This is a genomic window from Clostridium sp. AM46-21, from assembly GCF_003480025.1.
GTDB lineage: Bacteria > Bacillota > Clostridia > Lachnospirales > Lachnospiraceae > Coprococcus > Coprococcus ammoniilyticus.
In genome coordinates this window covers 67,364-92,360 of the sequence record NZ_QUIB01000011.1, presented here as the reverse complement: position 1 = coordinate 92,360, position 24,997 = coordinate 67,364, and the positions used below count along the sequence as shown (strand labels likewise).

Below are 24,997 nucleotides of genomic sequence, written 5' to 3'. Positions count from 1 at the left end.
GTTTATTTATTCTTCACCTGTTTTTTACTATTATAAACAAACTTTCCATTCGTTTGATACTACTTTTTTCTGACATATTTTCTATAAACCGGCAGGATCTCCTCTATCACATCTGCTGCATAGTCTGCCTGTTCCACTGTGTTCTCTGCCGAAAAACTGAAACGGATCGTGGATTCCAACCGATTCTTCTGCAAACCGATCGAAGACAATACATGGCTGACTGCCGGTTTATTCGACGAACATGCCGATCCGGAAGAAACATAGATTTCCCGTTCTTCTAATGCATGCAGCATCACTTCGCTTCGAACACCAACAAATGATACACTTAGGATATGTGGTGCTTCCCCTTCATTGATATATACATCCGGAAGTGTCTTTAGTCGTTCGGTCAAACGGTCTTTTACCGCCCGCATACGAACAATTCTGGCTTCCAGATCTTCATAAACTATCTTTGTTGCCAGTCCAAATCCTGCAAATCCCGGAACATTTTCTGTACCTGACCGCATTCCATCCTGCTGTCCGCCGCCGTATATGATTGGCTTCACCTTCGTACGGTTCTTGATAAACAACGCTCCCGTTCCTTTTGGTCCATGTATCTTATGACCACTTACAGACATCAGATCGATACCCATCCGTTTCGGGTAAATGTGATATTTGCCAAATGCCTGAATCGCATCCACATGAAAGAGCGTCTTCGGATTCTTTTCTTTGATAATCTCTGCAATCTCCTGAATCGGCTCTACTGCACCAATCTCATTATTTACATACATAACAGATACAAGGATCGTATCCTCATTCACTTCCTGTTCTAATTGTTCCAGATCCACGATTCCCTGGTGATCTACATTCAGATATACAACTTCAAATCCAAGACTCTCCAAAAATGCCATCGTACTTGATACGGATGCATGTTCCACCTTAGAAGTTATAATCCGGTTACCACTTCTTTTATTCGCAAGTGCCGCTCCGATCAACGCAAGATTATTAGATTCCGTTCCACCGGAAGTCAGCACGATCTCTTTGCTGTCTACCTTCCATTCTTTTGCAAGAATCTCTTTTGTCTCCTTGATATAGTGTCCTGCATCCAGACCTTTCTGATGCAAGGAAGAAGGATTTCCATAATCTTCTTCCATTAATTTTACTACCAGATCTTTCACTTCCGGAAATACCTTTGTTGTTGCTGCATTATCAAAATATGCTTCCATCTCTATCTATCCTCTTCCAGTTCAAACATTATGATCGACATAACCGCCATTCCTGCCGTCTCTGTACGCAAAATTCTGTGTCCAAGTGTGACCATCTTCGCGCCCATAGCTACCGCTGTCTTGACTTCTTCTCTGGCAAATCCACCTTCCGGACCTATAAATATACCAAGACTTTTCTTTCCTTTGATCGATGCAAAGACCTCTTTCGAATATGCGACTCCTTCTGCTTCCTCATATGGGATCATATTCATATCAAGCTCCTTTGCCATAGCAAGAGCCTCTTTCCATGTTACGGGAGCCGTCACCTCCGGGATTATGCCTCTGCCCGACTGCTTCGCCGCCGCAAGTGCGATTGCCTGATAACGTTCCGTCTTCTTTCCTGCTTTCTTCGCATCCAGCTTGACAACCGTCCGTTTCGTCATAACCGGTACGATCCTGATCACACCAAGTTCTACCGTCTTCTGGATGATCCATTCCATTTTATCTGCCTTTGGAAATCCCTGAAACAACGTAATCCCTGTTTCAAGTTCTGCAAAATTATCACATACATCCAGAATATCTGCAACCACTTTTTCATGATCCATAACTGAAATCTGGCAGCGGTAATCTCTACCCCTGCCATCACTTATTATGATCTCATCATTTACTTTTAAACGAAGAACATTCTTAATATGATTGACATCCTCACCGGTAATATCAATGCTCTTATCAAATTCCCGTCCATCAAAATCTACAAAAAAACGATTCATCTTCCCAATCCTGTCTCTTTATGACTAATTATCCTTCTCAGCTACAAAACTGATCCAGTCTTTCATAGAGACAGTATCCACTATTCTGAAGTGATTGTCAAGAAGTGCCTGTCTGACCTCATCTTCTTTTGTATTGATAATTCCGGAACAGATAAACTTCGCATCATCCTTCATAAACTGCTGTACAACACCGGAAAGTGGGATGATTACATCTGCAAGAATATTCGCAACTACGATATCATATTTCGGCTCAATCGACTGGACAAGCTCTTTATCTGCAAGCACATTGCCACAGAGGAACTGAACCTGATCTTCAGTAATATGGTTGATCTCCCTGTTCTCGATGCTGACATGAACCGCAGTTTCATCTATATCAATTCCAAGAACCTCTTTTGCGCCAAGATTACTGCATACAAAGGAAAGAATCCCGCTTCCGCTTCCACAGTCAAGAACCAGATCTCCTTCTTTCATATATTTCTTCAACTGTCCGATACATAATCTGGTTGTCTCATGGGAACCGGTTCCAAATGCTGCACCCGGATCAATATCGATCACAATATCATCATCTGTTACGTCAGAAGGTGCATCCTCCCAGGTTGGTTTGATAACGATATTATCATACAGACGAAACGGTTTAAAATATGCTTTCCAGTTATTCATCCAGTCCACATCTTCCGTCTCGGATTCTATGATATTACAGGCTCCAACCGGAATAAATTCTGACAACCGTTCCAGTTCGTTTTTGATCTTTGTTTTTATCTCTTCCTTGTCAAAGGAATCATTCAGATAGCAGGAAACCTTTGCTGTTCCGTCATCCGTCGGCATCTCATCCGGCAGAAGATCTACAAACATCGCTGCCATTTCTTCATCTGTCAGAGGCACATTGTCATCGACTTCTATACCCAAAACGCTTCCTCATCGAGGAAGGCGCTGAGTAAATCGACAGCCTCACACGTTGTTTCAATCGTGATTTGTGTCCATTTCATAATCTATTTACCTATTTCTTCTTTCTTTTTTTGTGATCTCCAAACGAGAATGATGTTCCTACCGAATCTGTTACAGGTCTGGTCTCAACCAATGTTGCCTGCTCGTATTCATTCAAAATACGCTTCTGTTCTGCAGTCAGCTTCTCAGGAACCTGTACAACCAGTGTTACATAATGATCACCACGCTGAGTAGGATTCTTCAGGTTTGGCACACCTTTTCCCTTCAGCTTAACCTTGGTATCGGTCTGTGTTCCTGGTGGGATCGTGTAATCAATCTCTCCCTCGATCGTATGGATCTTAATATTTCCACCCAGTGCTGCCTGTGTGAATGAGATCGGTTCGGAGGAGTAAAGATTGTATTCCTGTCTCTGGAACTTCGGATGACGATCAACAAGGATCGTAACATGAAGATCTCCTCTTTCACCACCATTAAATCCAGGTTCACCTTTTCCTTTGATACGGATATTGGTTCCGTTATCTACTCCAGGCGGAACAGCGATCTGAATCTTCTTTCTGCTCTTTACATAACCGGTTCCCGCACAGTTGCTACATTTATATCTAATGATCTTACCGGATCCGCCACAGTCCGGACAAGTCGATACATTTCTTACTACGCCAAACAAGGACTGCTGTGTTGTAACGATCTGACCTTTTCCGCCGCATTTGCCACAAACCTCCGGCTGATGTCCCGGCTGTGAACCGGTTCCCTTACATACTTCACATTCATCCTTTAATGGAAGATCCAGTTCTTTCTGTGTACCAAATATTGCTTCCTCAAAAGCAACTCTGATCGTTGTCTTGATGTTAGCACCCTTTACAGGTCCGTTTGAATTTCTCTGTCTGCTTCCACCACCGAACATATCTCCGAAAATATCTCCGAAAATATCTCCCATATCAGCAAAATCAAAGCCGCCGAAGCCACCAAAGCCACTGCCGCCGGCATTTGGATCAAATGCCGCATGACCATACTGATCATATTTTGCTCGCTTCTCCGGGTCACTAAGTACTGCATAAGCTTCCGCTGCTTCTTTAAATTTTCTTTCAGCTTCCGCATCGCCCGGGTTCATATCAGGATGATATTTCTTGGCTACGACACGATATGCTTTTTTTATCTCTGCCTCTGAGGCATTCTTGGTTACACCAAGGACCTCATAGTAATCAGTTTTTGTTTCTGCCATAACTTTTAACCTTTCATCTGCGATATACTTTCATATCCACAGTAAAACAGGAAACAATTTTCCTGTTTTACTGTCAGATATTTACTATAGACTACATTTCATATTATTTCAAGGCTTAAACCTCTGTGAAATCTCCATCTACTACATCACCCTCTGAAAAGTCCGGTGTACCTGTACCTGTTCCTGCATTTGCTCCGGGACCATTCTGCTCATAAAGCTTAGCGAACAGATTCTGAGCACTTTCCATAAGCTTATCCTTAGCCGCCTTGATCTTATCCACATCAAGATCTGTCATATTCTCTGCATCCGTGCTTTCAATTGTTGACTTTAATGAGTCTAAGTCAGCCTGTACGGCAGACTTATCTGCATCTGAAAGCTTATCTCCGACTTCATTCAGTGCTTTTTCTGTCTGGAATGCAAGTGCATCTGCTTCATTTCTTGCTTCAATGCCTTCCTTACGTTTCTTATCCTGTGCTTCGTATTCTGCAGCTTCTTTTACTGCTCTCTCGATATCATCATCTGAAAGTGATGTACCGGAAGTAATTGTAATGTGCTGTTCTCTTCCTGTTCCGAGATCCTTAGCAGATACATTTACGATACCATTCGCATCGATATCGAATGATACTTCGATCTGAGGAACGCCTCTTCTTGCAGGAGCGATACCATCCAGTCTGAAACGTCCAAGACTCTTATTATCTTTTGCAAACTGTCTTTCACCCTGTACTACGTTGATATCAACGGCATCCTGATTATCCTGTGCTGTTGAGAAAATCTGGCTCTTCTTTGTAGGAATTGTAGTGTTTCTCTCGATCAGATGTGTTGCGATACCACCCATTGTTTCGATAGAAAGTGTAAGTGGTGTAACATCAAGAAGAAGAATCTCACCGGCACCGGCATCACCTGCAAGCTTACCGCCCTGGATAGATGCACCGATTGCAACACACTCATCAGGGTTGATACCCTTGAACGGCTCTTTACCTGTTAATCTCTTAACTTCTTCCTGTACGGCGATGATACGTGTAGAACCACCAACTAATAATACCTTATCAAGATCTGCTGCAGTAAGTCCTGCATCTTCCAGTGCTGTCTGAACAGGTACCTTTGTTCTGTCAACCAGATCTGCTGTTAACTCATCAAATTTTGCTCTTGTCAGGTTCATATCAAAATGCTTTGGTCCATCCTGATTTGCTGTAATGAAAGGAAGGTTGATGTTTGTTGTCATAGCGGATGAAAGCTCTTTCTTTGCCTTCTCTGCTGCTTCCTTTAATCTCTGCATAGCCATCTTATCGCTTGAAAGATCAATACCTTCTGCCTTCTTGAACTCATCTAACATATACTGTGTAACAGCATTATCAAAGTCATCACCACCAAGCTTATTATCACCGGCTGTTGCTAATACTTCAATGACACCTTCACCAATCTCTATGATAGATACATCAAATGTACCACCACCTAAGTCATATACCATGATCTTCTGCTCCTGCTCATTATCAAGACCATAAGAAAGAGCTGCTGCTGTAGGCTCGTTGATGATACGCTTTACATCAAGTCCTGCAATCTTACCGGCATCCTTTGTTGCCTGTCTCTGTGCATCTGAGAAGTAAGCAGGTACTGTGATAACGGCCTCTGTAACCTTCTCACCGAGATATCCTTCTGCATCGGATTTCAGTTTCTGAAGAATCATAGCTGAAATCTCTTCCGGTGAATACTTCTTACCATCGATCTCTACTCTGTAATCTGTACCCATATGACGCTTGATGGATGAAATTGTCTTATCTGCATTTGTAACTGCCTGACGTTTTGCAGGCTCACCTACTACTCTCTCTCCTGTCTTTAAGAAACCTACTACAGATGGTGTAGTTCTCATACCTTCTGTATTCGCAATAACAACAGGCTTACCACCTTCCATTACTGCTACACATGAATTTGTTGTACCTAAGTCAATACCAATTATCTTACCCATGATTATATTCCTCCTAAATAAAATTCTGTTTTCTTAATTTAATAAAATTTATATGCTATAGTCATTTGACTATTAGTTTGCAACCTTTACCATGCTGAATCGTAATACCTGATCCTTATACATGTAACCACGCTGCATCTCTTCGACGATCACGTTCTCTCCGTAATTCTCATCCTCTACATGCATTACTGCATTGTGGAACGCCGGATCAAACTGTTCACCCTCGCAGTTCATCGGGGTAACACCGATGGATTCCAGTGAAGTCATGAGTGATTTGTAGATTTTATCAACTCCTGCTTCAAACGGTCTGTCTTTATCCTCTTCCGGAATTGCTGCAATCGCTCTTTCAAAGTTGTCAACTACCGGAAGTAATTTTCCAAGAACATCCTTCGCTCCGAAATCATACATTTTGGATGACTCCTTTTCATTTCTCTGGCGGATATTCTCGCACTCTGCAAGAAGACGTTTATATTTGTCTTCTGCATCCTGACAGCGTTCTTTCAATTTATCATTTTCTTCTCTTAAAGCCTTACTGCCACGTCTGTTCTCTTTTGCAACCGGCTTCGGTTTTGCTGCTTCCGCCTGCTCTTCAGGGACATCCACGGTTTCTGTAACATTCACATCTGTAGTTGTTGTTTCTGCAGTATCTGCTGACTCTGCTGTAACTTCATCTACAATTGTTTCTGCTGCCTTTTCATCTGTCTTTACTTTCTTAGTATCTTTCTTGGTGTCTGCCATTATCGGACCCCCTATTCGTTATTATTAAATATATCATCCAATTCATCGGTCAGATTTTTTAACATCGTAACGACTTTCTTATAGTCCATACGTTTCGGACCGATGATACCTATAGTTCCTTTTGCGCCTTCCGGCATCTTATAAGTTGCCGTTACAAGGGAGCAATCTTTCAGATCCTCACTGGAATTTTCATCACCGATTCGGATCTCTATATCAGAGTTATCTTTATTGATAACTTCTTCTACATATTTTACAAAGTCTTCTTTGTCTTCTATGTCTTCAAAAGTTCCAAGCAGCTTCTCTGCTGTCGCAGAATCCATTAATTCCGGATACTTTAACATGTTGGTCATTCCGCTTGTGTAAACCTTCAGATCATCTGCTTCATGAATGGCTTCCATAATCCCCTGGAATATGGTTTCTAAAATATCTGCATACTCACCTGCCTGTGTCTTCATCGTCTGTATCAGTTCCAGATTAATATCTTCTAATGCAGCTCCCTGAAGGAATGTGTTTAATAAAATATTGAATTTTAAAATCTCGTCATTCTTCAGATCGTACGTGGTATCGATCAGCTTATTCTTTACGATATTTCCATCCACCATGATCACCGCAAGAAGCTTTGACTCAGCAACCTTGGAAAGCTGTATAAACTTCACGGTATTATTATACTGAGGTGTGGTAACCAGTGTGGCATAATTCGTATTTGCCGCTAATACCCGGGCAACCTGCTTCAGCATCTTCTCCATCTTATCAACTCGTTCAAGAAGATTTCCCTTCTCTGTCTCAGCCTCTATCTTCTCATTCATAAGGCTGTCAACGTAGAACCGATATCCTTTGTCCGTTGGAATTCTTCCTGCAGATGTATGTGGCTGACATATATAACCCATGTCCTCCAGATCAGACATCTCATTCCTGATCGTCGCTGAACTCAGATTCAAATCTGTATACTTTGAAATCGTCCGCGATCCTACAGGTTCTCCGGTCTCTAAATAATTGGAAACGATAGCTTTCAGAATTTTGACTTTTCTCTCGTCAAGTTCCATCTGCTCATCCCTTTCGTTTTGTTAGCACTCAAATACTCCGAGTGCTAACCACTAAAATTAATCTAACACCCACTCCCTTGTTTGTCAACATTTATTTTGAAAAAAATCAAGAAAATTTATAACTTTTGAACTTTGAAAAAATGAACGCCGAGACTTGTAGAAATCACAGCATATAAAAGACCGACCACCAGCATGATCAATACATCTGTTCTGTTAAATGCAAGATCACTTGTGGTACTCAAAAGTTCTATGATCCAAATCTGTTTTACTCCGGACGGAAGCTCAAACAGATCCACAAGAACACGATATCCCGGTGTAAATAAGAATACCAGCAGGACTATCGTTGTCATAGACAAGACGGAATGACGGATCAGGGATGTCAGCATAAATACAAACATCACACACGCTCCGGTCACTATAAACTGCAGCACGATCGCAAGCACTGTTTTTCCAGTCCGGGAAGCTACTGACATTTCATGGGAGCTTCTGAAAAATAAAGCAGCTATCACCCCGGAAATCAAAATATATTCCAATAAAATGCCCCAGGCATAAGTAACTGCTGCCAGCATTCTTGCAATATAACAGGCTGTTCTGCTCTTGCTTCTCTGTAATTCACAGCGCAATGTATTCTGTTCATAATCTTCAGATATATGAAGGATAACCGGAAGCATCATAAGAAGGATCAGAAGTTCGGATGCAGAAAAGGAAGAGGCAATATAAGCAATTCCGCTCATCTGGCCTTTGATCGCTGCGACCGTCTGTTCTGAGAAGCCTGCCGCCGCCAGAAAGTCACTGCTTATCCCATTACTTATATAATAAAGAAATGCTGCTGTAAGGCATGCAAATGGCACTACCAGGATCATGATCATCCTGCCATAAAAGCTTTTGCTATACCGAAATACTTCTGCTCCGTAAATATTCATACTGTTGCCTGCTCCTGTTAATTAAGAAATAACCAAAGTTGCCTTCTGTTTCTCTGATGGTTTCTTCTGTATTGATATCCGAATCGAATTTCTTTTGTTTTAAAGATACAATATCCGGTCACAGATCTGTTCCAGATCCCCTGGTATATGGCTGGTAAGGATAACAGCCATCCCCTGCTTTCTCCATTTTCTCAGACAGGAAAGAACGGAAGCTTTGGTAAATGGATCCAATCCGTTTAAAGGTTCATCCAGTAGTGCCAGCTTTGTTTCCCTATGAATTGCAAGACACAGCGCCAGCTTCTGTTTATTACCTAGTGACAGCTTAGATGCTTTGATCCGATCAAATTCATGGATTCCCAGAAGTTCTGCCAGCTTCTCATCCATAAGCCCTTTTTCTCCATTCATACGATCCATCAGTCTCAGATTATCCCGCACAGAAAGATCGGAAAAGAAAGAAGGTCTGTCGATCACACATGCCATATCCCGTTCTGATATTCCGGTAATCATCTGCCCCGAACACCTGTTGATTTCCCATGGAATAAATCCTGCCAGTAGCCGGAGCAACGTGCTTTTCCCGCTTCCATTTTGCCCTGCCAACCCGACGATTTCTCCTTTATCGATCGTAAATGTCAGATTCTTCTCCCATACCGGAGTTTTCGTTCCAGGATAGGTATAATTCAGTTCCTTCCCTTCTATGACAGTCTCTCTCTGCCCATCTGTCTCTTTTTTCATATCCGAACCTGTCCTTCGTCTCTCATTTGTTTTCATCATGCAGAAAATCTACAAGGATCCTGTTGCTTACATCGATTCCCTTTCTCGTTAGAAAGACCATTCCTTTCTCATCCTTCATATGTCCGCTCGCCACATAACTTCTTATAACATCCCCATAGACATCATATAAGGAATGTCCAAACCGGTCATAGAAATCTGCCGCACTGATCCCTCTTGTCATCCGCAGTCCAAAGATCACATATTCCTCCATCAGGGTATCAACATCAACCGTTTCATCAATATGACGGATCGTATCCAGTGCCTGACTCTGATAAATCTCATCGGCCGACCGTTTATCAAATACATCCTCCATCGTCCGGATATACTGCTTCATATCCAATGTATTTGAGTATCTTCTTCCATTAAAAAAAGAAGCCGCACCGATACCAAGTCCGATGTATTCATCCATCGTCCAGTATACAATATTATGCCGGCATTCATATCCGGGCTTTGCATAATTGGAAATCTCATACCGCTTATACCCTGACATCTCAAGCACCTTTCTGGTTGCCTCATACATTTCGCGGTCAGCCTCCTCATCCGGGAGCTTTGCAAGAAGCTCCGTATCCTCTGCGAGCGGCGTACCATCTTCCACGATCAGACTGTAGGAGGAGATATGCTCTGGTCTGCACTTCAATACCCGTTCCAGTGTATCCAGATAGGAATGAAGTGTCTGTCCAGGAATGGCAGAGATCAGATCAATGTTGATATTCCGAAAGCCCGCCTCCCGTGCCATCTGATAGGAAGCCAGGAACTGCTCATATGTATGGATCCTGCCAAGCATGGCAAGCTCATCATTGTGTGCAGACTGCAGTCCGATACTCATACGGTTGATCCCTGCATCCAGATATTCTGCCGCCTTGATCGCGGTCAGGGTTCCCGGATTCACCTCTATCGTGATCTCTGCTGCTTCATCTACCTTAAAGATGCTTCGAAGCGTTGCCAGAATATTCATGATCTCGCCCGGCAAAAGTATAGACGGAGTGCCTCCGCCTATAAATATCGTTCTTACAATATAGTCCTTTGATATACTTTTATAGCTCAATAATTCTCTGCAAATACTCTGGACATATGCTTTTCTGACTGCCCCACTCCGGTTGATCTGCGGATCATCCGCACCAAAAGACAGGAAATCACAATATACACACTTCTTAACGCAAAACGGAATATGTATATAAATACTCAGATTTTTTCTCATGTGTTTTTCCTGCCTTCTCATTTTTCTGTAATTTGCTTTCTTCTTATATCAAAATCACATTTGATTTATTTCATTCTAAGTGTCCCGATATAACCTGCAATTATTTTATATTTATTCCTCATCAAGTTTTAATACGCTCATAAACGCCTGCTGCGGGATCTCTACATTTCCGATCTGACGCATACGTTTCTTTCCTTCCTTCTGTTTCTCCAGAAGCTTCTTCTTACGGGAGATATCTCCACCGTAACATTTTGCAAGGACATCCTTTCTGACTGCTCTTACTGTCTCTCTGGCAATGACCTTATTGCCGATTGCAGCCTGGATCGGAATCTCAAATAAATGTCTTGGAATCTCCTGCTTTAATTTCTCACACATCTTTCTTCCGCGTTCATAAGCAGTGTCCTGATGAAGAATGAAAGATAACGCATCGACCTCTTCTTTATTGATCAGAATATCCAGCTTCACCAGCTCACTTCGTACATAGCCCTTCATCTCATAATCAAAGGATGCATATCCTCTGGATCTTGATTTTAAAGCATCAAAGAAATCATAAATGATCTCATTTAACGGAAGGTCATATCGAAGCAGTGCTCTGGTTTCTTCCATATATTCCATTCCCTGATATACGCCACGTCGTTCCTGACAAAGCTGCATGATCGCACCCACATATTCTGTAGTGACCATGATCTCTGCGGATACAAATGGTTCTTCCATATATTCGATATTCGATGGATCCGGCAGATTGGACGGATTCGTCAGTTCGATCATCTTGCCATCCGTTGTATGCACACGGTAAACAACGCCCGGTGCAGTCGTAACCAGATCCAGATTAAACTCTCGCTCCAACCGCTCCTGTATGATCTCCAAATGGAGAAGTCCAAGGAAACCGCAACGGAAACCGAAACCAAGTGCGATCGATGTCTCCGGCTCAAAGCTTAAGGACGCATCATTTAACTGCAGCTTCTCTAATGCATCACGAAGATCCGGATATTTGGCTCCATCTGCCGGATAAAGTCCGCAATAGACCATAGGCTGTGCCTTCTTATATCCCGGAAGAGCCTCTGCACACGGATTGTCGTTATCTGTAACGGTATCACCGACCGTGGTATCTCTGACATTCTTTAAGCTGGCAGTAATATAACCTACCATTCCTGCGGATAACTCATCACATGGAACGAATCTGCCAGCCCCGAAGATTCCTACTTCCACTACCTCTGCAACTGCTCCGGTTGCCATCATCCGAATGGATGTTCCACGTTTTACCACACCGTCGAATAAACGGCAGAATATGATAACACCTTTATAAGAATCATAAATACTATCAAATATAAGCGCCTGAAGCGGCTTTTCCGGATCTCCTGCTGGTGCCGGTATCTTCGTAACGATCTGCTCTAAGACCTGATCGATATTGATTCCGTTCTTTGCCGATATCCTTGGAGCATCCTGTGCTTCAATTCCGATCACATCTTCAATTTCATTTACCACACGCTCCGGTTCTGCCGAAGGAAGATCGATCTTATTGATAACCGGCATAACATCCAGATCGTGATCGATTGCAAGATATACATTTGCAAGTGTCTGTGCCTCGATTCCCTGTGCAGCATCCACAACCAGGATCGCGCCCTCACAGGCAGCCAGACTTCTTGATACTTCATAATTAAAATCCACATGTCCCGGAGTATCGATCAGATTGAAGATATATTCCTCTCCATCCTGTGCTTTATAGATCGTACGGACGCACTGTGCCTTGATCGTGATTCCACGCTCCCGCTCCAGATCCATATTATCAAGCACCTGATTCTGCATCTCACGTTCAGTCAATAATCCTGTCTTTTCTATAATTCTGTCCGCAAGTGTCGATTTACCATGATCGATATGCGCTATAATGCAAAAATTTCGTATCTTTGACTGATCTATATGAGCCATCCTGTTTTCCTCCGGTATCTGAATTTCTTTTCTCTTTTTTATTTTAAGCATGCATTCCTGCAGGCAAATAATTTCGTGTTCATTATCATAACACAATCTCACTTTCCGCTCAATACTTTGTAGAGAATTGCAGCCAGCGGCTCCATGGCATTTTTTGCTTCTTCTACTGTGTTCGTCTGACTTCCGACTTCTACTAACAACGACCGTGGTTTCAGATCCAGATTATACCGGTAACCCTTAACAAATATCTTTCTTACAAAGGAATCATAATTGGCCTGCGCTGTCAGATACATCTGCAGACTGAATGCAAGATTCTCTGTTTTGTACGGATTGGCAAGATATGCGATATCACCATTCTTATTAAGACGGCTCACTCCGTTTAAGAACATGACCTGTGCTGTTTTTTTGCCATCTATTTCCGTGATCAGATATGTATCTTCGGATACCCCATCCCTGTGAAGATCGATCACGACCTCAATGGACGGATACTCCGCAAGGATCTTCTGGACCCCTTCTCTTGCATAATCATAAGCAGCACTTCGATCTAACTCTCCACCTGTCATATCATAGGCCGTTGTATCATGATAGACTGCTACCCCGTAATTTTCTTCAAGAAGCTCAGTCAGATAGTCTCCAAGTCCGATTACGGTATCCTCAACCCTTCCCGGCTCGGAATCTTTAAAGCTCTCCGTTCCGTGTGTATGGTAGATCAGTACCTTATAATTCTTTTCTTCTGTATCGATCGTCAGATCCATGGAAGCAAGATCCTGTCCATTTAATTCTTCTCTGGATACACTTGTTGTACTGTCTATAACATAAAAATTTGATCTCATATAATCATAATCCGTCAGTTTCTCCCGCATATATCCATATTTGTCTGACATGGCGGCAACTATGGCTTTCGCCCGGTGATCCAGTGCGATCACAGTCTGCGCCGGCAGATTGTCCGTTCCTTTTTCATCCGTCATCTGTCCCGCCGACACAGTCTGATCCTTCTGTCCGCTTCCCTGTACCAGTTCTCCTGCCAGACAATATTCCTGCAGCATATCCTCCAGATATTTCCCGGATGCCGACACGGTTTCCATATTTTCGGTCTGTGTTTCGTATCCATTTCCAAAAAACAGCCAGTTCACCATCCGGTTTACCAATTCCATCCGATATGTTGCGTCACAATTTGCGAACCAGATCAGTATCGACAATCCGGCCCATAAAAGGCAGTATTTTGTTTTTCTTATGATCCGTCTGTTCTTCATCCAGTAAATACTCTTATTTTAGTTATTTACCAGTATATGTTGGTTATGTGAAAATCATGCTGTTTATTGCTTCGGATATTGTGAAGCTTATTCGTTTTACCAGTTCATCGATATTTTTTGGTGTTACAAACATATCCGCAAGCTCCGGTTCAGCCAGATGATATGCCAGCTCATATCGCTGCTGTTCGGAAAAAGATTCCATCAGCTTTTTTCCATAAGACTGGTTAAATGTATCTGCAATAACATCCAGAGAACCATCTATAATGGACGGAACTGAAATAACGGTTGGAACACCAAGAGCGATCACCTTTGCTCCGATCGTCTGTGAATTGATCTCCGTACGATGATTCCCAACACCGGATCCCGGACTGATACCGGTATCCGCAAGCTGTATCGTTTTATTTAAACGTCTGCTGCTCCGGGCGGCAAGTGCATCGACTACAACGACTGCATCGACATCAATATTGTCACAGATTCCACGGATGATCTCCACCGTCTCGATCCCCGTCTGGGCCATGACACCCGGACAGATCGCAGAGATTTCATATTCCGGCTCTTCCTGCAGGTGTATATGCTCCATCTGCAAATGTCTGGTTATAAATAAATGATCGGTCACCAGTGGTCCCAGCGAATCCGGTGTTACCTCCCGGTTTCCCAGTCCCACAACCAGGATGGAACGGGCTTCTCCCAGCATTTTTTTCAGATCATGTGCCAGCTCTTTACAGAGCGGCTTATGGATATCCTCATCAAATTCCCGGATTTCCGGACATTCAATGGTGATATAAGTGCCAACCGGTTTTCCCAACGTATCGGCTCCTGTCTGGTCATTTACATGTATAATAGTCGTCTTTATTTTTTCCTGGCTGATCCTTGTTTCAATTTCGATCCCGTCTATCTTCCCGCGGTCCTTGATATCCTCCCGCAGCTCAATGGCAAGATCGGTTCGTATTGCCCGGTTCATGTATACGCCTCCTATCTGTTATCCCAATACATATAAAATACCCGGGTGAATTTCTTTTTATTCACCCGGGCAGTTTACATGATCTTTTTTAATATACGGCTGATCACCTCAGGATAACCACAGATCGTCATGACCGGCGGATTCCATCTGACATATGCTGTATTATAAAAACAGGTCGATACTCCTACTTCTATACCGCCTTCCATCTCGGCAGATCGTATGATACGCTTGAATTTACTCTCACTCTTTACCAGACTGAAGGCAGCTTCATGGATCGTAAAATCAACAACCGGATACCCTCCGTCATATCCTGTGACCTTCGCATCCTCAATAAAGGAAAACTCCTCTTTCCATACGGAAATTGCTTCTTCAATTGACTCAAACATCGCTGTTCTGTTTCCTCTCTGTTTATTTCTGTAACCATCATACTACAAAATCCACCTATAGTGTAACAAAAAAACTATAAAATATTTGGGATTTATCCGCATTTTTATATGTCTTAATTTTATTTCACATCAGAAGTTTTACTTTATTATTATGTAAATCTCTGCTATAATGAGTTGTATTTATGATTGAACTTAATTTAAGGAGGATTTTCCATGGATTTTAGCAAAAAGGGCGTGGAAAAGAAACAAAAAGCACTTGTTTCCAAACTACCCCGAAATAAACGAAAACTATCGGTTTCGCTGTTCAAAACACTACTGGTCATATTCCTTGCGATCATCGTACTTGGAATCGGTTCCGGTTTTGGTATGTTAAAAGGCATATTGGACGACACACCAGAGGTGAATGCCAAGGATCTGATCCCGAAAGGATATCAGACAACCCTGTATGATCAGGACGGCAAAGAGCTTATGGTTCTTGCGAGCTTTGATGCCAACCGTGAGTATGTTTACTACGATGATATACCGGAAACACTTGTAAATTCCTTCATTGCTATTGAAGATAAACGTTTCTGGGAGCATAACGGTATCGATGTCCAGGGTATCATGCGTGCCTTCGCCCACGGTCTCCAGTCCGGTGACTTTGATCAGGGTGCCAGTACACTGACCCAGCAGCTGATCAAAAACCAGATCTTCAATGTCGGCCTGGATGAAAAAACCATGTTTGACAAGATCGAACGTAAGGTGCAGGAGCAGTATCTGGCAGTTGAGATCGAAAAGGTGCTTCCGAAAAAGAGCATTGCCGAGTATTACCTAAATACAATCTATCTCGGTCAGGGACGTTACGGCGTAGAAACCGCTGCAAAATACTATTTCAATAAAGAACTGAAGGATCTGTCCATATCCGAATGTGCGGTACTGGCAGCCATCCCTCAGAACCCAAGTAAATTTGACCCTATCGTTTTCCCGGAGGAAAATGCCAAAAGACGACTGATGGTTCTTGAAAATATGCTGGATCAGAACATGATCTCCCAGTCCGATTACGATACTGCACTCGCTGATGATGTATATAGCGAGATTGAAAAGGTATCATCGATCAAGAAATCATCCCCTACCAAGGTCAACTCTTATTACATTGATGAGGTCATCAGCCAGCTTGAAGATGATTTCATGGCTATGGGCTATTCCAAGTCAGAGGCAGACAGCCTGATCTACTCCGGTGGTCTGGATGTCCGTACCTGTCAGGATACACAGATCCAGAATATCTGTGATGATGTTTTAAATGATGAAGATAACTATCCGGCTGACAGCTATCAGTTATCCTATGCACTGACACTGGTAGATGACAACGGTGAACAGTACAACTACAGTCAGAATATGATGGTAACCTGGTTCCAGGAAGAAATGGGGCAATCCTCTTTCGACCTAATCTTCTCCAGTGAAGAAGATGCCCGTGCTGCTGCTGACGAATACAAAGCGCACCTGATTGAGACAACCGGTTACAAGGAACAGCTTGAAAGCTATAAGGTCACAGTGGAACCACAGATTTCCTTCACCCTGATGGATCAGGAGACCGGTCAGGTAAAAGCCATCGTCGGCGGTCGTGGTGAAAAGACAGAGGATCGTTCCTTTAACCGTGCTACGGAAGCAACCAGACAACCCGGATCAACCTTTAAGGTTGTTGCCTCTTTTCTTCCTGCACTGGACGGCTGCGGCATGAGCCTTGCAACCGTATACAAAGATGAACCATACACCTATACAAATGGCGGCGAAGTCAGGAACTGGTACAGTGGCTACCGTGGTCCAAGCACGATCCGACAGGCTATTCAGAATTCCATGAATATTCTTGCTGTTAAGACGATCACAGATGTTACTCCGGAGCTTGCTTACGAATATCTGTTAAAGCTTGGATTCACAACCCTAGTAAAAGAACGTACAAATTCAAGCGGAGGGATTGAATCGGATATCAACCAGTCCCTTGCCCTTGGTGGTCTGACAGATGGTATCACAAACCTTGAGATCACCGCTGCTTATGCAACAATTGCAAATGAAGGCAATTATATCAAACCTATCTTCTACACCGAGGTATATGATCATGACGGCAAGCTTCTGATCGATAACAGAACACCGGAAGAATCCCCGGTCATCTCTCCTCAGAATGCATGGTTATTAACAAGTGCCATGCATGATGTAGTTACGATCGGTACCGGTACTGCTGCAAATCTTTCATGTGGTCTTTATACAGCAGGTAAAACAGGTACAACCTCCAGCAACTACGATGCATGGTTCTGTGGATATACTCCATATTACACCGCTTCGATCTGGATCGGTTTTGATGTAAATACTAATTTTGCTGCTGGAAGCTATCATAAGAACATGTGGCGTAAGATTATGGATGCAATCGTGGAAGCAAAGGGTCTGGATACCTCCAAGACCTTTGAAATGCCAAGCGGAATCATACGGGCAACCGTATGTAAGGATACCGGACTTCTTCCTGTTGAAGGCTGTTCAACAATAACAGACTATTTTGCAGAAGGAACCGTTCCTACCAAACGATGTGGTGGAAACAAGAAGGTTGTGATCTGTAATGATTCCCATAAGGTAGCAACCAATACCTGTAAGGAAACAACAACCTATTATTATACAGAAGATGATGACGGCAAGATTGAAATCATTGATGCAGACTTTGAATACGATCAGAACATCCTGAAAGAGAAATGTCCGCTTCATCCGGAGGAAGAAGAAACCGAAGACTCTTCTGATTCTGAAGATCCAAATAAGACTACAGAGGACAACAAGAAGGACAGCTTCAAGATTACTTCCGGTGTAGATGGATCCGGTGGTTCTATCTCCCCAAGTACAACCGTAAAATCCGGCAAGAACACAACCTTCTATATCACACCGGATAAGGGTTATGTGATCTCGGATGTATATGTAGACGGAAGCTCCGTCGGACCGGTTTCACAGTATAAGTTCTCAAAGGTAAAAGGCAATCATACGATCACTGTTAAGTTCAAAAAGGACAAGACAGAAGAACCGCCAACAGAGAAGCCTACAACAGAGGAACCAACAACGGAAACTCCTACAACAGAAGAACCGCCAACAGAGGAACCTACCGATGAACCGCCAACAGAGGAACCTACCGATGAACCATCTTCTGATGAACCTTCCTCAAAAGAGAACAAACATAAAAATACAGAAGAATAAAAACGATATATGTAAAAGGGAGCCATGAGAGATCATTCTCATGGCTCCTTTCCTATTCCCTGGGATCTATATAAAAAAATATACTTTATACTATTTTACCATCTTTGGCTTAAAGATCAGGGATGCCAGATAAGAAAAGATCAATGCTGCCGATGTTCCTACTGCCGCCATCTTGAAGCCTCCCCGGAACAGCCCGATAAATCCATCTTGATCAACTGCCTCTTTTATTCCCTTCCAGAGATTATAACCAAATCCGGAAAGAGGAACCGAGGCTCCGCAGCCGGCAAATTCAAGAAATGGTTCATATATCCCGATTGCTCCAAGAACAGCACCGGAACATACCAGGATCACCATGATCCGTCCCGGAAGCAGCTTCGTCTTATCCATCAGTATCTGAATAAGCACACAGACAGCACCTCCGATCACAAATGCCTTTATATAATCCATAAATAACTTTACCTCCGTTCTATTATAACTGCATGTGCCACGCCCGGTATATTCTGTCCTTCATTATAGCTTACTGTGGAAAGAAGTGCTCCGGTCGGTACAAACAATACCCTCTTCCAGGTTCCGTCCCGTAACTGCTTTAATACATAGCCAGCCAGCGTAATAGCCGAGCATCCGCAACCGGAGCCACCGGAATGTGTATCCTGTTCTTCATTATCAAAGATCTCGATACCACAATCCATATGCTGGTTGCTGATATCTATTCCATTGTCCTTTAAAAGATCAAACAGTATCTTCTGCCCGATCTTCCCCAGATCCCCGGTAATGATACGGTCATAATACGTTGGCTTCCGATCAAAGTCCTTCAGGTTCTGATAGATCACATCTGCCGCTGCCGGTGCCATACAGGCTCCCATATTAAAGGAGTCCTTTACCCCATAATCCACGATCCGTCCCGTTGTAATCCCGGTAATCTGAATTGCTCCTTCTTCCGGCTCTGCCTTACCAACAACAAACGCTCCACTTCCGGTTACCGTCCAGGTCGCAGATAACGGTCTCTGATTTCCATATTCCAGTGGAAACCGGAACTGCTTCTCTGCACTTCCAAAATGACTGGACGTTGCTGCCACTACACAGTCCGCATAACCGGCAGCAACTGTCATGGATGCCAACGACAATCCCTCTCCACAGGTGGAACAGGCTCCATACAACCCAAATACCGGTATATCAAGATCCTTAATACCAAATGTGGTTGCGATCAACTGTCCCAGCAGATCCCCCGCAAATATATACCGGATCTCCTCTTTCTTTTTATCCGCCTTTTTGATTGCAAGCTCGACCGCCTGCCGGATCATCTCACTTTCGCCCTCTTCCCAGGAATCCTTTCCAAATGTAGGATCCTCGGAACGGATATCAAAGTAATCCGCCAGAGGTCCTTCAGCTTCCTTTGGTCCACAGATAGAAGCCGCTCCCAGAATACATGGAGGATCTGAAAAACTGACACTTTGTTTTCCAACCATTTTATTCATTTTTTGCCTCCTTATTTCCATATGTTCTTCTGTTGATAGTCATTTGCTTCTTTTCTTTATTTTATTCATATTTAATATGTTCTGGACAAATCCGCTGATTCGGGGTAATCTATGAAAGAATAAAAACAATCTGGATAGGTATGAATTATGATATTTACAAAAGAATACTGGTTAAATTGTATCGATCGAACAAAACGATACGCAAAAACATTTATTAAATGGCTGATCTGTTCTGCCATTATCGGAATCTCCTGCGGGGCTGTCGGAACAGCCTTTCATTACAGCGTTGAATATGTCACACAGTTCCGTTCCGGGCACAGATGGATCATCTTCCTGCTCCCGGCAGCCGGTCTGTTGATCGTATTTCTGTACCGTGCAGGCGGCATCAAGCATGACAAGGGAACCAACCTTGTTATCGGATCGATTCGGAATCCGGAATACAATGTGCCTTTCCGTATGGCACCTCTGATCTTTATAACAACCGTTATCACGCATTTATTTGGCGGATCTGCGGCCGGGAAGGTGCTGCCCTGCAGATTGGCGGAAGTCTGGGTGCATCGATTGGCAAATTGATCAAAATGGATGACAGCGATAAACATATTATGACCTTGTGTGGTATGAGTGCCGTATTCGCTGCCCTGTTTGGAACTCCTGTTACGGCCGCACTTTTCAGTGTAGAGGTTATCAGCATCGGAATTCTGTATTATAGTGCACTGGTACCATGTATCCTGTCAGCAACCATTTCCTATGCGATCACAGAAAAATTTCACATCACCCCTACCTATTTCATTCTGAATCAGGTTCCTGAAATGTCACTGGCAACCGGGATCCGGGTGATCATTCTCTCGGTCGCTGCTGCCGTACTCAGCATCCTTTTCTGTATGTCCATGCAGGTCATCGGAAAAACATTTAAGAAATATCTGAAAAACCAGTATCTTCGTATATTGGTTGGCGGTGTGCTACTGGTTCTCCTGACGCTTGCCGTCCGCTGCAATGATTACAATGGTGCCGGTATGAACATTATTGAACAGGCGATCCATGGAACAGCAAAACCGGAAGCCTTCATTCTGAAGCTCCTGTTTACCTGCATCACGATCGGCTGCGGATTCCGTGGCGGAGAGATCGTTCCATCGTTCTTCATCGGTGCAACCTTCGGATGTACCCTTGGAGGCTGGATTGGACTGGATCCAGGATTCGGAGCTGCTATGGGGCTTGTATGTCTCTTCTGCGGCGTTGTAAACTGTCCACTGGCATCTCTGGTCTTAAGCATCGAATTATTCGGTGCAAGCGGTATCCTGCTGTTCGCGATCGGTTGCAGTGTCAGCTATATGTTATCCGGTTATTACAGCTTATACAGTGAACAGAAAATCATATATTCCAAGCTTCGTCCTCACTATGTAAACCTGTATACCAATCAGGAGGTCAAAACAAACGAACACAGTGAAGCGGAATAATATACTATCAATAACACAAAAGAAAGCTCATATGGCTGCCTGATCCTTACGAACCGGCTTCCATATGAGCTTTTCTTTGTTTCTTTATTTAATCATCTGTCTTTGTATCATTCTTTTTCTTATTGTCTGACTTTTTATCCGATTTCTTATCATCCTTCTTGGAATCGTCTTTCTTGTCGTCCTTCTTTTCTGTCGTATCCTCAGTTGTCTTTTCCTCGGTTGTTTTTTCCTCCGTCTTCTTCTCCTCAGTCGAATTCTCCTCTGAGGTATCTTCCTTCTCTTTGGTTCCACGAAGAACTACTTTATCCCGTTTATCATACACACTGACAGATTCCGGTTCAGATGAGATTACCTCTCCATTTCCGTCATATACCGTCCGGTAGGTCTGATATTTAGTTCCTGTGATACCTGTAACGGAAACTTCCTCTTCACCTTTCTCCAGTGTATCGTCGTCCTCATATTCCGTATCATAATCATAAGTTGCTACCAGTTCACTGGACAGTGACACTCTGAAGTCCTTTAGCTTCGTTCCATAAATCGCACATGACACAACACCACCACTATAGGAGGCGGTCACCTTGAGCGGATAATCCGTATTATTTATAAAACGGTAATCCGGTCCGCCCCAGGATACTGTTGCATCAAAGCCTGCATCTACATAAGTGGATGGATGCGGATGGCAATGACGTTCTGCAATTTCCAGATTCGCATACAGACAGGCATCATAAAGAGTGGATGATACCTGACAGATACCTCCGCCGACTTCATCTACTGATTCCCCATTGACATAAGATGGAGCTGCCTGAAACCCATTCTCAATGGTTCTCTGTCCTACCACATTATTGAATGAAAACTCTTCACCCGGCATCAGTATCGTGCCGTTACAATTCTCTGCCGCCTTTGCAACATTTCCTTTTCTTGCATCCGTTCCACCTACATTGGTACTGAAGGATCCCAGCGTATCACGGAAGAGATAGGCCTGTAATGTCTCCTTCGACAGCTCCGGTTCTGTATAAACCAGATCAAAGCTGACTTCTTCTCCATCGGCTGCCGCATCCAGCTTCTTCCTGGCAGCATCTTTATCAAAGCTGATTCCTACCACAGAATCTGTTACGCTGTAATCATTTTCCGGATCCAGTGTTGCATCCGCCGGTGCTACATAAATCTGATCATATACCAGATCCAGATCGACATCACTGTATGTAAGTGGACATTCAAGCTGCGCATCATATTCTCCCTTGCTGATGCAGGAAGCAATCTCATCTGCCAGCTTATCCGAATCTACCGTATAACCTCCGCGGCCCTTTGTAACAATAACCTTGTCATCCTTCACGGTGTAAGAGGAATCTTCTACCCCTTCCAGCTTCGTCAGCCCGGACTGTTCGATCGCAGTATACAACGGCTTCTTATCCTTCAGCGATGGTCGTGCAGTATATTCTGCCTCACCAAATAATGCCTTAATAAAATTAAAACCTCTTGTTAAAAATCCATGGCTTTCATCGTTTGCCTGTTGTACCGCATCGATCACATCCAGATCCAGAGCTTCTTCGATCGCAATGCAATATGTTTTACCTTCCAACGTTACATCAATCCCGGCGTTATTGTACTCCGTTGCAAACTGATCTTCTACAGCCGCTGCAGCTTCCTTCACCGTCATGTTACTGACATCAATTCCATTTATACTGGTATTTGGAAAAAACTTTTTCTTACCAATAATTCCGCAAAATATCAGATAACACACACACAATGCAACAATAACACATACTGTTGTAGTAACACTTCTTTTTGCTTTTTTCATGATGTATCTCCATTTACTACACATGCGAGTATACGCATCCTGCTAAAGGATACAGATACCTACTATTATTAACTTAACCATTTGTTAAAGTTATCATAGGTATTTTTATCTGTCAATACAGATTCCCCTTAAATCTAATATTTCACAAAACCATCATTTTACCTTAAAACATATGTAACATTTTTGAAAAAACAGGCCGGGAATCATACCCAGCCTGCCAGCTTACAGATCCAGTATATCAGTCCCAGCACCCATGATGTAAAGATACCGTACATGATGACCGGGCCTGCAATCGTAAAACATTTTACACCTTTACCGAAGACCTCACCTTCGGTCTGAAACTCTATGATCGGAGCACAGACACCATTAGCAAAGCCCGTGATCGGTACCAGAGTTCCGGCTCCACCATATTTTGCGATCTTCTTATAGACATTCAGACCTGTGAGTACCACACTGATGAGTACAAGAACGATCGATACATAAGACGAACTGTCATCCTTATCCAGTCCCGCATATTCAAACAAATTAAATAACACCTGTCCGATCGTGCAGATCAGTCCTCCGATGAGAAACGCCCACAGGCAGTTTCTTGCCGAATTGGATACCGGAGTAATCGTTTCAACATACTGATTGTATTCCTTTTCTTTTGGTTCAAACTGCATATACTTTCCTCCTGTCTTACCGGGTTCTATTCTTCAGTATTTTCCATTTGCATGAAAACTATGCATATAAATCGCATTCCTAGACCAGTCCGGTTGATATCAGACCAAGAACAGAACCCACGAGTTTCCCTGCTGCAACCATGTATATGATGTAAGGAATATAACGCCGGATTGAAAACCGTCTGGATATGATCGGAAATACATTCAGCACCTCTGCGAGCGCACCAACCAGACAGCCTGTAAAGATACCGCCAAGCAGGGTTACAAAAGCCAGCCCAGGAATTGCAAGCGGGATCCGGATATTAAATATATATACGATATTTCCTGCCACAGCACCATATGCCAGCAGACATTCCACCAGCATATAGTGCCGGTTGCCTTTCACCTTTTCCGCCAGCTTGGGGAATACTCCGATCAGGGATATAAATGCAAAATAACCACTGGATATAGCTGCCCCTCCGATAAATGCAACCAGTGCATAACAGATATGTCTAATCAGCATCCCGCACATCCTTCTTTCTTACAGAATCCGTGATCACTGTCTGATTGATCTCCTGTTCATACTGCCGCATCTGCACCTGAAGCGGGGTCGGATCATCGGTAAATTTCTTATTGGCTCCATGATTAAAGAATACAATGATTCCAATGAACAAGCCCAGTGAATAGGCAACACCGCCAATCATGGCTCCTGATTCACTGCCTCCGGTAAATACATTCTGAAGCAGATCAAGCTGTCCTACCAGATTCACATCCGAGTTATAGGATATAATTGAAAATCCAGCACCAAAGAATGCGATCAGGCATAGAAATATAAATTTGAACTTCTGCTTTATCCGGTCCGACGGATCGAATGCCTTATAATATACAACGACATCAGGCTGTCCAAGATTCTGGATACACAGCTCCCCATCGCAGTTTTTTCTGATCTCCTCTATGATATCCAATATGGATATGACCTGCTGTTCCTTTGAACTGGTAGAAAAATTCATCAGTTCAATTTTTTCGATTTTATTTTTCAGATCCAGATTGTCGGATACGACCTTCGATACATCCCGGATCAATACCTTTCGTTTTTCCGCCAGAACACTTTCTGCCAACTGCAAATATACCATTTCTGCCATATT

Annotated in this window: 21 protein-coding genes and 1 pseudogene; 2 read left to right on the top strand and 20 right to left on the bottom strand. The window is 43.2% G+C overall.

Annotated elements, in window-relative coordinates; translation table 11 throughout:
- Positions 1-59 precede the first annotated feature (59 nt).
- The 14 genes from DW959_RS08955 to DW959_RS08890 form a co-directional block, all read right to left on the bottom strand.
- On the bottom strand, positions 60-1,205 hold the full coding sequence (locus DW959_RS08955; protein WP_117807365.1) for a cysteine desulfurase family protein: 1,146 nt from the start codon (positions 1,203-1,205) through the stop codon (positions 60-62).
- A 2-nt stretch (positions 1,206-1,207) separates the two neighbouring features.
- Positions 1,208-1,954: a 16S rRNA (uracil(1498)-N(3))-methyltransferase gene (locus DW959_RS08950; protein WP_117807364.1), complete on the bottom strand. Its 747-nt coding sequence runs from the start codon at positions 1,952-1,954 to the stop codon at positions 1,208-1,210.
- Positions 1,955-1,978: 24 nt separating this feature from the next.
- Positions 1,979-2,860: a 50S ribosomal protein L11 methyltransferase gene (prmA, locus tag DW959_RS08945; RefSeq protein ID WP_243023370.1), complete on the bottom strand. Its 882-nt coding sequence runs from the start codon at positions 2,858-2,860 to the stop codon at positions 1,979-1,981.
- A 91-nt stretch (positions 2,861-2,951) separates the two neighbouring features.
- Positions 2,952-4,118 carry a molecular chaperone DnaJ gene (gene dnaJ / locus DW959_RS08940; RefSeq protein WP_117821930.1) on the bottom strand — a complete coding sequence of 389 codons (1,167 nt, stop codon included), beginning with the start codon at positions 4,116-4,118 and terminating at the stop codon, positions 2,952-2,954.
- A 115-nt stretch (positions 4,119-4,233) separates the two neighbouring features.
- A complete protein-coding gene (gene dnaK, locus DW959_RS08935; RefSeq protein ID WP_117807362.1) occupies positions 4,234-6,081 on the bottom strand; it encodes a molecular chaperone DnaK in 1,848 nt (615 codons plus the stop codon).
- 72 nt (positions 6,082-6,153) lie between these two features.
- Entirely contained in the window at positions 6,154-6,819 is a 666-nt protein-coding gene (grpE, locus tag DW959_RS08930; protein ID WP_021943469.1) for a nucleotide exchange factor GrpE, read from the bottom strand.
- Between the two features lie 11 nt (positions 6,820-6,830).
- Positions 6,831-7,862 (bottom strand): heat-inducible transcriptional repressor HrcA, encoded by a 1,032-nt coding sequence (hrcA, locus tag DW959_RS08925; RefSeq protein WP_021943470.1) that lies wholly within the window; start codon positions 7,860-7,862, stop codon positions 6,831-6,833.
- Between the two features lie 116 nt (positions 7,863-7,978).
- Positions 7,979-8,785 carry a hypothetical protein gene (locus tag DW959_RS08920; protein WP_117807361.1) on the bottom strand — a complete coding sequence of 269 codons (807 nt, stop codon included), beginning with the start codon at positions 8,783-8,785 and terminating at the stop codon, positions 7,979-7,981.
- Between the two features lie 99 nt (positions 8,786-8,884).
- Complete coding sequence (locus DW959_RS08915) at positions 8,885-9,517, bottom strand: ABC transporter ATP-binding protein (RefSeq protein WP_173783366.1); 633 nt, start codon at positions 9,515-9,517, stop codon at positions 8,885-8,887.
- A gap of 22 nt (positions 9,518-9,539) precedes the next feature.
- The gene (gene hemW / locus DW959_RS08910; RefSeq protein WP_117821931.1) at positions 9,540-10,754 is read right to left on the bottom strand and encodes a radical SAM family heme chaperone HemW; all 1,215 of its coding nucleotides are present in this window, start codon (positions 10,752-10,754) and stop codon (positions 9,540-9,542) included.
- A gap of 111 nt (positions 10,755-10,865) precedes the next feature.
- The gene (gene lepA / locus DW959_RS08905) at positions 10,866-12,680 is read right to left on the bottom strand and encodes a translation elongation factor 4 (RefSeq protein ID WP_008403015.1); all 1,815 of its coding nucleotides are present in this window, start codon (positions 12,678-12,680) and stop codon (positions 10,866-10,868) included.
- A gap of 98 nt (positions 12,681-12,778) precedes the next feature.
- On the bottom strand, positions 12,779-13,933 hold the full coding sequence (gene spoIIP, locus DW959_RS08900) for a stage II sporulation protein P (RefSeq protein WP_117807358.1): 1,155 nt from the start codon (positions 13,931-13,933) through the stop codon (positions 12,779-12,781).
- Between the two features lie 43 nt (positions 13,934-13,976).
- The gene (gene gpr / locus DW959_RS08895) at positions 13,977-14,894 is read right to left on the bottom strand and encodes a GPR endopeptidase (RefSeq protein ID WP_117785464.1); all 918 of its coding nucleotides are present in this window, start codon (positions 14,892-14,894) and stop codon (positions 13,977-13,979) included.
- A 74-nt stretch (positions 14,895-14,968) separates the two neighbouring features.
- Positions 14,969-15,280: a hypothetical protein gene (locus DW959_RS08890; protein WP_021943476.1), complete on the bottom strand. Its 312-nt coding sequence runs from the start codon at positions 15,278-15,280 to the stop codon at positions 14,969-14,971.
- A gap of 213 nt (positions 15,281-15,493) precedes the next feature.
- On the opposite strand from DW959_RS08890, the gene DW959_RS08885 reads away from it, so the two are divergent.
- Positions 15,494-18,484 carry a PBP1A family penicillin-binding protein gene (locus tag DW959_RS08885; protein WP_117807357.1) on the top strand — a complete coding sequence of 997 codons (2,991 nt, stop codon included), beginning with the start codon at positions 15,494-15,496 and terminating at the stop codon, positions 18,482-18,484.
- A gap of 90 nt (positions 18,485-18,574) precedes the next feature.
- Here DW959_RS08885 and spoVAE read toward each other — a convergent pair whose 3' ends face one another.
- A complete protein-coding gene (gene spoVAE, locus DW959_RS08880; protein WP_117807356.1) occupies positions 18,575-18,931 on the bottom strand; it encodes a stage V sporulation protein AE in 357 nt (118 codons plus the stop codon).
- A gap of 8 nt (positions 18,932-18,939) precedes the next feature.
- A complete protein-coding gene (spoVAD, locus tag DW959_RS08875; RefSeq protein WP_173783365.1) occupies positions 18,940-19,959 on the bottom strand; it encodes a stage V sporulation protein AD in 1,020 nt (339 codons plus the stop codon).
- 147 nt (positions 19,960-20,106) lie between these two features.
- On the opposite strand from spoVAD, the pseudogene DW959_RS08870 reads away from it, so the two are divergent.
- Positions 20,107-21,413 (top strand): annotated as a pseudogene (locus DW959_RS08870) (chloride channel protein).
- 88 nt (positions 21,414-21,501) lie between these two features.
- Here the strand turns inward: DW959_RS08870 and DW959_RS08865 are convergent.
- From DW959_RS08865 to DW959_RS08850, 4 genes are all read right to left on the bottom strand, one after another.
- Positions 21,502-23,211 carry a VanW family protein gene (locus DW959_RS08865; RefSeq protein WP_173783364.1) on the bottom strand — a complete coding sequence of 570 codons (1,710 nt, stop codon included), beginning with the start codon at positions 23,209-23,211 and terminating at the stop codon, positions 21,502-21,504.
- Positions 23,212-23,414: 203 nt separating this feature from the next.
- Positions 23,415-23,873, bottom strand: coding sequence for a stage V sporulation protein AC (gene spoVAC / locus DW959_RS08860; protein ID WP_021944472.1), 459 nt, complete (start codon positions 23,871-23,873; stop codon positions 23,415-23,417).
- A 79-nt stretch (positions 23,874-23,952) separates the two neighbouring features.
- A complete protein-coding gene (locus DW959_RS08855; protein WP_117785469.1) occupies positions 23,953-24,375 on the bottom strand; it encodes a stage V sporulation protein AB in 423 nt (140 codons plus the stop codon).
- The gene (locus DW959_RS08850) at positions 24,365-24,994 is read right to left on the bottom strand and encodes a stage V sporulation protein AA (protein WP_021944474.1); all 630 of its coding nucleotides are present in this window, start codon (positions 24,992-24,994) and stop codon (positions 24,365-24,367) included. The genes DW959_RS08855 and DW959_RS08850 overlap by 11 nt, the downstream gene beginning before the upstream one ends.
- Positions 24,995-24,997: the final 3 nt, after the last annotated feature.

Coding starts and splice junctions, on each gene's coding strand:
- spoVAD (WP_173783365.1), bottom strand. CDS start 19,959: ATGAATAAAATGGTTGGAAAACAAAGTGTCAGTTTTTCAGATCCTCCA.
- DW959_RS08950 (WP_117807364.1), bottom strand. CDS start 1,954: ATGAATCGTTTTTTTGTAGATTTTGATGGACGGGAATTTGATAAGAGC.
- DW959_RS08890 (WP_021943476.1), bottom strand. CDS start 15,280: ATGTTTGAGTCAATTGAAGAAGCAATTTCCGTATGGAAAGAGGAGTTT.
- DW959_RS08885 (WP_117807357.1), top strand. CDS start 15,494: ATGGATTTTAGCAAAAAGGGCGTGGAAAAGAAACAAAAAGCACTTGTT.
- spoVAE (WP_117807356.1), bottom strand. CDS start 18,931: ATGGATTATATAAAGGCATTTGTGATCGGAGGTGCTGTCTGTGTGCTT.
- grpE (WP_021943469.1), bottom strand. CDS start 6,819: ATGGCAGACACCAAGAAAGATACTAAGAAAGTAAAGACAGATGAAAAG.
- hrcA (WP_021943470.1), bottom strand. CDS start 7,862: ATGGAACTTGACGAGAGAAAAGTCAAAATTCTGAAAGCTATCGTTTCC.
- DW959_RS08865 (WP_173783364.1), bottom strand. CDS start 23,211: ATGAAAAAAGCAAAAAGAAGTGTTACTACAACAGTATGTGTTATTGTT.
- lepA (WP_008403015.1), bottom strand. CDS start 12,680: ATGGCTCATATAGATCAGTCAAAGATACGAAATTTTTGCATTATAGCG.
- gpr (WP_117785464.1), bottom strand. CDS start 14,894: ATGAACCGGGCAATACGAACCGATCTTGCCATTGAGCTGCGGGAGGAT.
- spoIIP (WP_117807358.1), bottom strand. CDS start 13,933: ATGAAGAACAGACGGATCATAAGAAAAACAAAATACTGCCTTTTATGG.
- dnaJ (WP_117821930.1), bottom strand. CDS start 4,118: ATGGCAGAAACAAAAACTGATTACTATGAGGTCCTTGGTGTAACCAAG.
- hemW (WP_117821931.1), bottom strand. CDS start 10,754: ATGAGAAAAAATCTGAGTATTTATATACATATTCCGTTTTGCGTTAAG.
- DW959_RS08915 (WP_173783366.1), bottom strand. CDS start 9,517: ATGAAAAAAGAGACAGATGGGCAGAGAGAGACTGTCATAGAAGGGAAG.
- DW959_RS08855 (WP_117785469.1), bottom strand. CDS start 24,375: ATGCTGATTAGACATATCTGTTATGCACTGGTTGCATTTATCGGAGGG.
- dnaK (WP_117807362.1), bottom strand. CDS start 6,081: ATGGGTAAGATAATTGGTATTGACTTAGGTACAACAAATTCATGTGTA.
- DW959_RS08850 (WP_021944474.1), bottom strand. CDS start 24,994: ATGGCAGAAATGGTATATTTGCAGTTGGCAGAAAGTGTTCTGGCGGAA.
- DW959_RS08955 (WP_117807365.1), bottom strand. CDS start 1,205: ATGGAAGCATATTTTGATAATGCAGCAACAACAAAGGTATTTCCGGAA.
- spoVAC (WP_021944472.1), bottom strand. CDS start 23,873: ATGCAGTTTGAACCAAAAGAAAAGGAATACAATCAGTATGTTGAAACG.
- DW959_RS08920 (WP_117807361.1), bottom strand. CDS start 8,785: ATGAATATTTACGGAGCAGAAGTATTTCGGTATAGCAAAAGCTTTTAT.